General features: G+C 65.2%; 4 protein-coding genes. All 4 read right to left on the bottom strand.

Annotation, left to right across the window (positions count from 1 at the left end; translation table 11 throughout):
* Positions 1–4,028 (bottom strand): Calx-beta domain-containing protein (locus tag K2Z83_RS03775; protein WP_370650045.1); only part of this gene is annotated, 4,028 nt, incomplete at its 3' end.
* 82 nt (positions 4,029–4,110) lie between these two features.
* Complete coding sequence (locus K2Z83_RS03770) at positions 4,111–6,984, bottom strand: ATP-binding protein (RefSeq protein WP_220593846.1); 2,874 nt, start codon at positions 6,982–6,984, stop codon at positions 4,111–4,113.
* 236 nt (positions 6,985–7,220) lie between these two features.
* The gene (locus tag K2Z83_RS03765) at positions 7,221–9,437 is read right to left on the bottom strand and encodes a GAF domain-containing protein (RefSeq protein WP_255603257.1); all 2,217 of its coding nucleotides are present in this window, start codon (positions 9,435–9,437) and stop codon (positions 7,221–7,223) included.
* Positions 9,438–9,495: 58 nt separating this feature from the next.
* The gene (locus K2Z83_RS03760) at positions 9,496–11,502 is read right to left on the bottom strand and encodes a GAF domain-containing protein (RefSeq protein ID WP_220593845.1); all 2,007 of its coding nucleotides are present in this window, start codon (positions 11,500–11,502) and stop codon (positions 9,496–9,498) included.
* Positions 11,503–11,735: the final 233 nt, after the last annotated feature.

Genomic DNA, 11,735 nt, shown 5'->3' with positions numbered 1-11,735 from the left:
ACTGACGTGCTCGTTGGCGGCACTGGCGTGCTCGTCGGCGCGGGCACCGGCGTGCTTGTTGGCGGCACTGGCGTGCTCGTCGGCGCGGGCACCGGCGTGCTTGTCAGCGTCGGATCTGGCGGCCTGCTAGAATTCGGCTTCTTCGTCGGCGTCGGCGTCCCCGTCGGCGTGAGCGTGTTGGTCGGCGTCAGCGTGGCCGTGGCCGTGCTCGTGGCCGTGGGCGTGCTCGTGCTCGTCGCCGTGGGCGTCGCCGTGGGCCGCGCTGTGGCGGTGGAGGTCAGCGTGGCCGTCGCCGTCGGCGCGGGGGCAGCGTCGGCGCGCGCAGGCAGCGCCAGCGGCAGGAGCGGCTTGCGCAGGAAGGGCGAGGCGAGGCGCAGCAGCGTGCAGGGGCCAGCGGAGTCGATATTCACTGGGGCCGAGTCTAGACTTTGACTCGGCGCAGACGCCTCAACCTGTAGCACCAGACTGGTGTTGTAGCGCGTCTGGCAGGCCCCAACATTCGGGAACGTACCATCTATCGTGATCACCAGCGTGGCACCTACCGGTATGGTGCCGTTCCAGCTCACTGTCGCGCCGGTGCCTGTCGTGAATGTGAATGCGCCAGCAAGGCTTGCACTTGGTGGTGGCGTATTCGTCAGATTGTAGGTGGCGTCGAGCGTATCGGTGACAATCACATTCAGGGGAATGCCCGTCGATAGCGGATTGTTGATCGTGATCGTATACCGCACCGCGGTCGTGCCGCCCGGCCCTGTGTTCAGACCCAGCACCGCCGTCTTGTTGAAGCCAACGACCGAGTCATCGTTGGTGATCGTGCCGGTGCCCGTAGCGCCGTTGCCGATCGGGCCAGTGATCGACACCGAGAACGTCTCATCGGGCTCGAGGGCATCATCGCCGTTGATCGTCACCGGCAAGTCCACAAAAGGAGCGTTGGCAGCAAAGGCGACGATGCCGTTTGTCACGGGCACATAATCATTGTTAGCGACCGTGGCAGTGCCATCAGCCGTGCTGTAGATAATCACGCCGGCAGAGGTAGGCGGCGACACGAAGGTCGCGCGGAAGTTGAGCGTGGTCGTTACGCCAGCCGCGCCCTCAAGGACTGAGGGGGCATTAAATGTCAGCGTCGAGAAGTCATCGTTGAGGATGGTGCCGGTGCCCGTGCCGTTTGTCGCCGAGATCACCGCACCGCCAGTCGGGTTCTGAAGCTGGATCGTGAAGGTTTCGTCCGGCTCCGCTGTCGTGTCGCCGATGATCGTCACCGGGATTTGCCGAGTCATGCCCCCTGCACTGGTGAAGGTGAAAGTCCCAGTCGCGGGGGCAGCTATGTAATCGCTATCGGCTACGGTCGCCGTGCCATCCTGCACCAGATAGACAACGGTCACCGGCGCGATAAGCGCCGATGGCTGGGCGTTCAGGCTCACCGTAAAGGTCAAGACCTTCGTCCCACTGTTCCCCTCGGTAATCGATGGCGAGTCAATACTCGCAGTCAGCGTGTCGTCATTGATGATCGTACCCGTGCCAGTCGCCCCGATAATCGGGGCAGAGAAGCCGCTCACGCTCGCGCTCGTCAGCGAGATGGTGAATGTCTCGTCCAGCTCGTAGGTCGTGTCGCCATTGATCGTCACAACGATCAGCCCTGTCTGCTGGCCCGCATTGATGTTGACCGAGCCAGCCGCCAGAGCGACGTAATCCGAGCCAGCCGTCGCCGTCCCATTCACCGTGGGGTCATAGTTGACCGTCACCGTGTAGCCAGCCGGCACTGGAGCGGGCAGAGTCACCGTAAAGGTCAAGACCTTCGTCCCGCTGTCCCCCTCGGTAATCGATGGCGAGTCAATGGTGATGGTTGAGAAGTCATCGTCGGTAATCGTGCCGATGGCGCTGCCGGCCGTGATCTGCGCGCTGGCGGGCGCGGGCGCCGTCAGCGTGACCGTCAGCGTCTCGTTCGGCTCAGTGATGCTATCCTGCACCACCTGCAGCGTGATCGTCTGGGTCGTGCCGGCGGCCGACCCCGCCGGGAAGGTAAGGGTGCCGCTCGCGCTCGCAGTTGTCACATCCGTACCGATCGTCGCCGGGTTTGCGCCCGACCCGGCGGCGGCATAGCTCAGGCTCACCGCCGCGCTGGCCGGGTCGAGCAGCGTCACCGTAAAGGTCATCGGCGTCGTGCCGGCCGCTGAGGTGCCCTCGGTCACGCTGCGCGTCGCCGGGCTGATGCTCACCCGCGGCAGATCATCGTCGAGGATCGTGCCGGTGGCGCTGCCGACGGTGATCTGCGCGCTGGCGGGCGCGGGAGCCGTCAGCGTGACCGTCAGCGCCTCGTTCTGCTCAGCGATGCTATCCTGAACCACCTGGAGCGTGATTGTACGGGTCGTACCAGCAGGCGCGCCCGCGGGGAAGGTGAGGGTGCCGCTCACGCTCGCAGTTGTCACATCCGTGCCGATCGTCGCCGGGTTCGTGCCCGACCCGACCGTCGCATAGCTCAGGCTCACCGCCGCGCTGGCCGGGTCGAGCAGCGTTACCGTAAAGGTCATCGGCGTCGTGCCGGTCGCTGAGGTGCCCTCCGTCACGCTCACTGTCGCCGGGCTGATGCCCACCCGCGGCAGGTCATCGTTGAGGATAGTGATCGTCGCCGGCGATATGCCAAGCGTGGCGTTTGTCGGGGCGCTCAGGGCGACGGTGAATGCCTCGTTCAGCTCGGCGACCGTATCGCCGTTCACCACGACCGAGATCGTCTTAAGAGTCTCGCCGGGCGCGAAGGTCAGCGTGCCGCTGGCGGCCACATAGTCATTGTTCGCCGTCGTCGCCGTGCCATCGGCCGTAGCGTAGTTCACCGTGACGGGCTGGAGGCTCACACTGCTCAGGCTCACATTCAGCGTGACCGTCGTCGTAATGCCGGCAGAGCCCTCGGCCACGCTGCCCGACGCCGGGGACGCCACGGCGATGCTCACCGCAGGATCATCATCGTTCAGGATCGTGCCAGTCGCCTGCGGCAGCGCCGACAGCAGCCTGAGGCCCTGCGGGTTAAAGAGCTCAAGGATAAACGACTCATCAAGCTCATCGACCACATCGCCGACCACCTGCACCGTGATCGTCTTTGTCTGCTCGCCGGGCAGGAAGGTGAGCACGCCATTGAGTGCCTGATAGTCATTGTTCGCGACCGTCGCCGTGCCGTCGATCGTGCGGAAGCTCACCTGCGCCGTCGAGATCGCCCTGATATCCAGGCTCACGGTAAAGGTCAGAGCGGTGAGGCCGCTGTTCCCCTCAGCCACAGAGACGGTCGTCGCGGCGAAGAAGCCGGTGGGCACCGGGTCGGGCACACGCGTCGATGTTGGCGTGCTCGACGGAGTTGGCGAGAGCGTCTGCGTCGGCGTCTGCGTCGGCGTCTGCGTCGGCGTCTGCGTCGGCACCTCCGTCTGAGTCGGCGTGGCAGTGCTCACCAGCGGCGGGGTCGGCGTGCTTACCAGCGGCGGGGTCGGCGTGCTTACCAGCGGCAGGGTCGGCGTGCTCACCAGCGGCAGGGTCGGCGTAGCTATCGGGATGCTCGTATCGCTGGGCAGCGGCACCAGCGTACGCGTTGGCGTCGCGGCCCCATTCGTCGGCAGAGTGGTGGTTGTCGCCGTCGGCGTGCGCGGGGTCGTCGGTGAGGGGGGCAGCGTAGGGCCGGTGGTAGCCGTGGAGCCAGAGATGATCACCAGGCTTGTCGGGGTGGGGGAGATGCCCGCGCCGCCGGCCACATCGGTGGGAGAGGGGGCTTTTGTCGCGGTGGGGCGCTGCGCAGCGACGGCCGTCGGCGTCGCCGTCGGCGTCGGCGGGTCGATCTGTGAGACCGGGGGAGCCACCTCAACGACTGGGGCGACGGTGATCGCGCCGCGCAGCCCCACCGGCGTCAGCTCGCGGCGAGCGATCTCCGTCTCGCGCAGGTTCGGCAGGTTCGGGTCGGGGGCGGCGTAGCTCAGGCCTGGAGGGAAGGGCATGTAGGCGCTCAGTCCCGACGAGGAGCCGACATCCTTAAACGGCGCGTTGGAGGGCGTCACGAAGCGCAGCGCCAGATCGGCGACACACCCAATAGGGAGGAGCGCAAGGAGTAGGGCGAGAAGGACAAGCCATGCTAGCCCGTCACGACGACGCCGTGGATCCGTTTGATTGTGCGACCGCGAGCGAGTGTTCATTGGCCTGCAACAGCGTAATTGTAAACGTGCTTCCCTGGCCGGGCGTGCTCACGACGCCGACACTCCCGCCGTGGCGGTCGATCAGCTGCCGAGTGATAGCGAGGCCGAGGCCGCCGCCGCGCTGGGCTGAGTTATTGCCCTCAACGCGCTGGAATCGCTTAAAGAGCATCGGCAGCATCTCGGATGAGATGCCGTGGCCCGTATCGATAATATCCACCTGGATGTTGTTACGGGCATCCAGAGAGGCCCGGACCGTCACGCTGCCCGCATCTGTGTAGCGCATGGCGTTATCGAGGATCTGGCCGAAGGCACGCTTCAGCTGCTCGCGGTCTGCCAGGACCGGCGGCAGGTCGGGCGGAAGATCCAGGTTGACCGCGATATTCTTCGACTCAAAGCCCTGGCGCAGCGGCGCCATCGCCATGCTGAGCACCAGCTCGACATCCTGGGGCTGCAGATCGGTCTGGAGCTGGCCGGACTCAATATCGGCAATCATGATCGCGTTATTGACCATATTGGTCATATCGACGGCCCTGGCGCGCACCTGGCCAAGCAGGTCGGACTGATCTGCCGTCAGCGCCTCGTCGCCGCGGCCGCGCAGCAGCAGCTCGGTGAAGCCGCGGATCACGGTGAGCGGCGTCCGCAGCTCGTGCGAGATCGTGGCGATAAAGTCCGTCTTGGCCTTATCGATAGCGACCGCCTCGGTGACATCGTGCAGGACGATCACCTCGCCGAGCGCCTGGGAGTCCTCAGCGACGACAGGCGCCCGCGAGAGCGTGATGAAGCGCTCGCCGAGGCGGAACTGCTCATCGCGGCCCTGGCCAAACACCTCACGGCGCTGCTCGACCTGCTCCAGGGGCAGGTCGGCGAAGCGCAGGGCAGAATGCTGCCAGTCATACCGGCCAAGGATCTGCTCGGCGGCGCGGTTGAGCAACACAATCTGGCCGCGCTCATCGCAGACCACCACGCCATCGCTGATCGAGGTCAGGATGGCCTGGCGCTGCTTGGCATCCTGCTGGACCTGGGCGTAGAGCACGGCGTTCGAGAGCACGGCCTGGGCCATATTCGCGATCACCGCGAGGCTCTGCTGCTGCGCCTCATCGAGCGGGTCGGAGCCTGAGAGGGCGAAGAGCAGCGCCCCAGAGAAGCGGCGCTGGCGAAAGAGCGGCGCGACGTAGAGCATCTGCACGCCGACATCAACGCCCAGGCCCACCTGCGTGCGCAGCTCAGCGTCAGCGATCGGCAAGACCCGGCTCTCCTGATCGCCGTGGGTGGCAAGGTCGGTCAGGAGCACGTGGTCGGCCGCAAGCTGCTGGCCGACCAGGGCGCGCAGCGGGGCCGGCGCCTCGGGCCGAACGCGGAAGAGGTAGAGATCATCCGCAGCGATGAGCGCCAGAGCCTCGGTGTCAGGGACAAATGACGCCGCAGCCGCGCTGACGACGGACAGCACCTCATCGATCTCGATCGTGCGGTTGAGCTCGCGGCTCGCGGTGTAGAGCCGCAGCAGGTGCTCCGTCATCTGGTTGAAGGCGGTCGAGAGCTGGCCGAGCTCATTCACATCAGCCACATGGCTGCGCCGGGCGAGGTCGCCGGAGGTGACAGCCGCCGCCGTATCGACCAAGTCGCCCAGGGGGAGCGTGATCCGGCGGGCCACATAGTAGCCGAGAAAGACGGCGCTCATCGCCAGCACGGCGGTCACGGCCAGCACAGCCGATCGGCTGCTCGACCATGCGCTCACCACAAAGTCACGCGAGAGGCCGACCGCAAAGTAGCCCGACTGAACGCCGCGGATCAGCAGCGGCGCATAGACGACCTGGTACTCCCGGTCGGCGAGCACCGTCGTGGTGTTGACTGAGCATGTGGGCAGCCGAGTCGCCTCCAGGGGGGTGACGAGGCGGCCGGTGAGGTTGCCAATATCGAGGCAGGGGTCCTCTGCATCGCCGGTGCGCTGCCCGCCGCCGGCCTCGGCCGCGCCAGCGACCGGCGCATTCAGCGCCGCCACCTGATTGATCAGATCAGCGTCAAGGTCGAGCGCCATCGGATCGACGCCGGTGACCGTCGTAGCCCGCGCGACGCCGTTGACATCGTAGATGGTGCTGATCGCCGACTGGCTCTTATTCTGTAGAAACTGAAGCAGCGTATCGAGGCGCTGGGCCACGAGCAGGCCGCCGACCAGCGTGCTCTCCGTGGTATCGGCGTTGCTGAGGTAGACAGGGGCGACAGTGAAGAAGTAGAGGTTATCGGTGCCGCTCTTCGAGCGGAAGGCGATCAGGCCGCTATACTTATCGCCGAGGGTGTCGCTGTTGGCGATCGGCGTCTGCTCCCTGCCCAGCACCGCCTTCACCAGAGGCAGGTCCGACAGGCTCGTGCCGACATAGCGAATGGGATCGTTCGCATTCTCCGGGCTGCGCTCCCAGTCGAGCAGCGAGACGCCGCGGGTGTCAAAGACGATCAGGCGATCCTGGTCGACATTCTCATTCCCCAGGCCCACCTGCCACAGCCCTTTGAAGGCGAGCTCAAGGCCGGCGCTATCGAGGTCGTGCATCGCATCGACGACCGACGGCGCCCCGGTGACCTGGTTCGGCGCGGTGAACTCGATCTGGCGGAGATAGGTGATGTTGCCAATCTCGCGCTGCGCAAAGGACTCGCTGAAGTTACGCGCCACCTGGCCGAGCTGGTTATTGAACCGCTCCTGCCAGTTGTCAGCCACAAGCGTAATCGCAATGCCGGAGCCAATCAGCATCACAATGATCATCAGCACGATATAGGGCAGGATGATCATGTAATGAATTTGTGACTGTAGCTCGCGGTATAAGCGACGCATTGATCAACCTGTGCGTGTAGAGGATTAAAGCGTCACCTGTAAAGCGCCTCTGGTGCAGCTTTTGGTCAGACTCTATTCTTACAGTTTGTAATAGATAGATGAGGGGGCGACTTCATTATATATGATTGCCAAAGCACATACAAACTGATTGTTGGCGACCGAAAATATGTCAAAGATGTAAAGCGTTTCCAGCAAGAGACACCCCTCCGTCCGCTGTCACGCAGAGCGGATGGGCATCAGTACGGGCTCGCCGTCCGCTGCTCCTGGCTCAGCGGCAGCGCGAGCGCAAAAATACTCCCCTTCCCCTCCGCACTTTGCAGCCAGATTCTCCCCCCATGAGACTCGATAGCGAGCTTACAAAATGTTAATCCCAGCCCCGTCCCGCGCACTTTCCGCCCCCGCACCTGGCCAAACTTCTCAAAGATACGCTCGTGGTATTGCGGCGGAATGCCCGGGCCCTGGTCGCGCACCCAGAAGGCCAGCCAGTCGCCTGCGGGCAGCGCGGGCAACTGCAGCGGCAGGCCATCCACCGCGCCGGTCACACCCTCGACGACCCGCAAGTGGACAGCGCCGAGCGTCACAGCGGCGCCGGTCGGCGAGAACTTGATCGCGTTATCGAGAAGATTCTGGAGCACGCGCACGAGCTTCTCCCGATCGGCCTCCAGCAAGGGCAGGCTCACCGAGAGCTGCTGCTCCAGCTGCACCCTCTGGTCACGGGCAGAGACGATCAGGCGGTCGAGGGTCTCATCGATGAGGGCATAGGGCGAGATCGGCTCCACCTCCAGCGCCATGTGACCCTGCTCCATCTTCGAGATATCGAGCAGGGTGTTGACCATCTCCAGCATCGTCTGGCTGCCCTGGTGGGCGATGCTCAGCAGCTCCTGCTGCTGGTCGGAGATCGGCCCGCCGAGGCCGCGCTTGACCATCATGATCCCGTTCATGATCGCGGTCAGCGGCGCGCGCAGATCGTGGATGAGCATCCCGGTATAGTCTTCACGCAGCTGGGCCAGCTCACGCTCCTTGGAGATATCCTGGAACAGCGCGAGCCGACCGATCTCGGAGCCGTTCGCCTCGCGCACCGGCAGCGTATAGTGGCGGATGAAGCGGGCCTGCGGGCTGCTCAGCTCCAGCTCAACCACCTGATCGGCGGAGTCATCGTCGTTCAGCCATGACGGGCTGCTCACCGAGAGGGCGCGCGCGCTCAGCTCAGCCAGCAGATCATCGATCTGGCGACCGATCAGCAGCTCCTTCCGGCAGGCGAAGATCTGGGCGGCCATCGGGTTCGCCGTCACCACGGCGCCGTGCATATCGGCCATCAGGATGCCATCGTTCGTCGAGTTCAGGATGGCCTCGAAGCGGTCGCGCACCGTCGTCACCTCCTGGAAGAGGCGCGCGTTATCAATGGCGACGCCGATGGTCGCCGCCATCCGCATCAGGCGTCCCGCATCCTCCTCGGTGAAGATACCGTCGCGCTTGTTGAGCAGCTCGATCACCCCAATCGTCCGATTCTTCACAATGATCGGCACGCAGAGGATGGTATGCACCTCGTAGTTCACCGACTCGCTCACCTTGACGTAGACGCGCGGGTCGTTCTGCACATCGTGGACGAGCTCATAGCGCTGCGACTGGGCCACCAGCCCGACGATCCCCTGGCCCTGCGGGACGCGCACGCCGAAGAGCTTCTCCTCGCCGGCCTCCAGCGTCATCACAAAGACCAGCTCATCCGTCTCGGGGTCGAGCATCAGCAGCGAGCCGGCGTCCACCTGAAAGTACTCATTCAGCTTCTCCATCACCAGGTGGTAGACATCGCGCGCGTTCAGCGAGGAGGTGACGGCGGCGGCGATCTCGTTGAGGGTGGCGAGCTCCGCGGTGCGGCGCTGGGCCTGCTCGGTGATGCGGAACGAGGTGATCGCGGCGGCGAGCTGCCCGGCCATCAGGCGGGCCAGGGCCACCTCGCTCTCGGAGAAGTGCCGTGGATGATCCACCGTCGCGAAGATCATGATGCCGATCACCCGATCCTGAGCGACCAGCGGGATCATCAGCAGCGAGCTGATATGCTCGCGGTCGAGGAGCTGGATCAGCCGCCGCGTCGTCTCGCTGGCGTGTGCCCCAAACTGCTCGTCATGGAGGTCGCCGATCTGGACGACCCGGCGCTCAGTGACGACCTGGAGCAGAGACGGCGTCTCGACGAGCGTGATCGGCATCGGCAAGCTGACCCGCGGCGGGTGAAGATTGACCATGCGGGCGGTGGTGCCATCCTCGCTGACAAAGAGCACGCCACTAAAGGGGATAGCAAAGAGCTGCGAGAACTCGGCGAGGCCGAGCATCAGCAGCTCATCAAGAGTCGCAGCCGTCTCGATGACCGAGGCGATTCGCAGCAGCGCCGTGGTGCGCAGGTCGATAAGCGACGGATCGCCGCCGGAAGCCGGAACCGAGAGGCCCTTACTCATCATCCCACCACCTTCTGCATTGCCCAGAACCAATCCCCGGAGCGATGGCCATGATACCTGATCAGGCGCGGCCTGCCGCGAGCCGATACACCGCGCGCATACCATCGCCGCTCGCGGAGTGAAACGGCGCAAGAGTCTCGAACTGAAAGACGCTCTCAGCGCCGAGGCTATCGACCAGTGTATCAGAGACCAGCACCTCGTCGGCGCGGGCGAGCTGCTGGAGCCGCCGCGCCTCACGGATCGCATCGCCGATCAGCACATAGCGCTGGTGGAGATCGGCGCCCACGAGTCCAGACGTGAGTGTGCCGGGCGCGAGGCCGACGCTCATCATCAGGTCGCAGCCGATCTGGGAGCGCCAGCGGCCGCGCAGGCGCCGAGCGACGATCTGGATCGCGAGGGCGGCCTTGATGGCGGCGATACGGCTATCGCCATAAATGGAGGGGAAGCCAAAGACCACCAGGAAGTTGCCGTCGTCGTAGTGCTCGACATAGCCGTGTTGCTCGTAGGCGATCGCGCTGATCTCCTCAAGGTAGGGCGTGATCACCTGTGTCAGCACCTGATCGGCGGACAGGTGCTCGCCGATGCGGTCGAGCCCGCGCACGCCGACAAAGAGCGCGACGGCGAAGCGGGTCTGCGATGCAAGGGCGCGATCAATCGCGCCGGCGTCAGCGAGCAGGCGGTTCAGGTCATCAGCGCTTATCCGCCCCTCAAAGAGCCGACGAGCCACAACCATACTGCCGCTATCGATCATCGCATCATGCTGCATGCGGGCGAGGATATTCACCGCATAGGCGGCCAGGGCAGAGGCGAGAGCGAGGCTGCGCATGCTATAGTGCCGGGGGATAGGGTCGGCAAGGGTGAGCACGCCGAGGGCGCGCTCGCCGTAGAGCAGCGGCACCACCAGCACCGAGCGCATCTCGCCGAGGCCGGGCACCGGCAGCCAGCGCGTATCGCGCTCGGCGTCATCGACAATATCGGCGCGGCGCTCACGCAGCGCCCAGCCGGCCAGCCCGTGCTTAAGAATGGCGCCGGCGGTCACGCTGAGCGGCAGAAGATCGCCCTCCTTCAGGGTGATCCGGTAGCGCACGCGGCTCTCATCGGGCTCAAGGAGCAGGAGCGACCCGTGCATCGAGTCGGTCACGCGCGCAGCGACGCGGAGCACCTGCTCAAGCGCGGACTCGAAGCGCTCGCTGCTATCGATCATCGTGCCCAGCCGCTCAAAGGCCGACAGCCGGTCGCTCTCGCGGTCGAACAGCATGCGGTGCATCGTGCTCTGGATAGCGAGGGTGAGCATATCGGCGATCGAGCGGGCGTAGGCCTGCTGATCACCGCCGAGGCGCACATCGGCGCCGGCGCTGGTGAGGCAGAGCATGCCGAAGGGCTGGCCGCGCACCAGCAGCGGCATGCAGAACAGCGTCATCGACTCGGGGCCAACCTGGAGCGGCAGCAGGTCGCGCACCTGCGCGCCGCTATAGAATGCCGTGCGCTGCTCCTGGAGGGCGCGGCCGATAGCCGTCTCATACAGGTCGAGGGTGACACCATCAGGGAGGCTCGCCTGGCCCCAGGTGGCCGACGGGTAGAGCAGGCCGCGCTCGCCGTCGAGGATGAGCAGCAGGGCTCCCTGGATCTGGAGGTGGTTCGCGATATGGCCAGCCGCAACGGCGAGGGCGGCCTGGGTGTCAGCGGCCATCGCCAGGCCTTGGGCTATCTGCGGGTAGCTGTCGGGGCGCGGCACATTCTTAATGGCCCGGGCCAGCGTGTTGCGCATATAGGCAACCTCGTCGCCCAGGGCGTGCGTCTTCGGCGGCGGGAGCGAGGTCTCGGTAAGCGCGACGGCGTACTGGTGCAGCGAGGCGGCCACCGTGCGGAGCGCCAGCTTGATAGCGACGATGAAGCAGAGCCCGACGAGCGCGCCGACGATCAGGGCGAGCAGCACGGCCCCCTCACGCGAGAGGTCAACGCTCAGATCGGCGGCCCGCACGAAGCCAACGATCAGCACGCCGAGGGCGAGTCCGCCCACCAGCGCATAGCTGAAGATACGCCGTATGTTGGTGCTCGGCAGTTGCACGCCAGGCCTTCCCGATGAGCGCAGAGTCCGTCAGAGAGATGAACGGATTGCGGCTCTGAGTTTGCATCTATAGGCGAGCAGGCACAATAGGGCACAGTATAGCCTGCGCCTCAGCGCGCTGCAACCGATGCGTAAAGCAGGGCGTGCGGCGTATGTTTTCGGCGCATACGCGAGGCACCCGGCCGTGAACGGCCGGGCTGATCCACAACGCCCGCTTCGCGGGCTGATGGCGG

This window comes from Oscillochloris sp. ZM17-4 (genome assembly GCF_019599295.1).
GTDB lineage: Bacteria > Chloroflexota > Chloroflexia > Chloroflexales > Chloroflexaceae > Oscillochloris.
This window is presented reverse-complemented; position numbering and strand designations above follow the sequence as displayed.

Excerpts from the sequence above, each read along its gene's own strand:
- K2Z83_RS03765 (WP_255603257.1), bottom strand. The coding sequence starts at position 9,437 with ATGATGAGTAAGGGCCTCTCGGTTCCGGCTTCCGGCGGCGATCCGTCG.
- K2Z83_RS03770 (WP_220593846.1), bottom strand. The coding sequence starts at position 6,984 with ATGCGTCGCTTATACCGCGAGCTACAGTCACAAATTCATTACATGATC.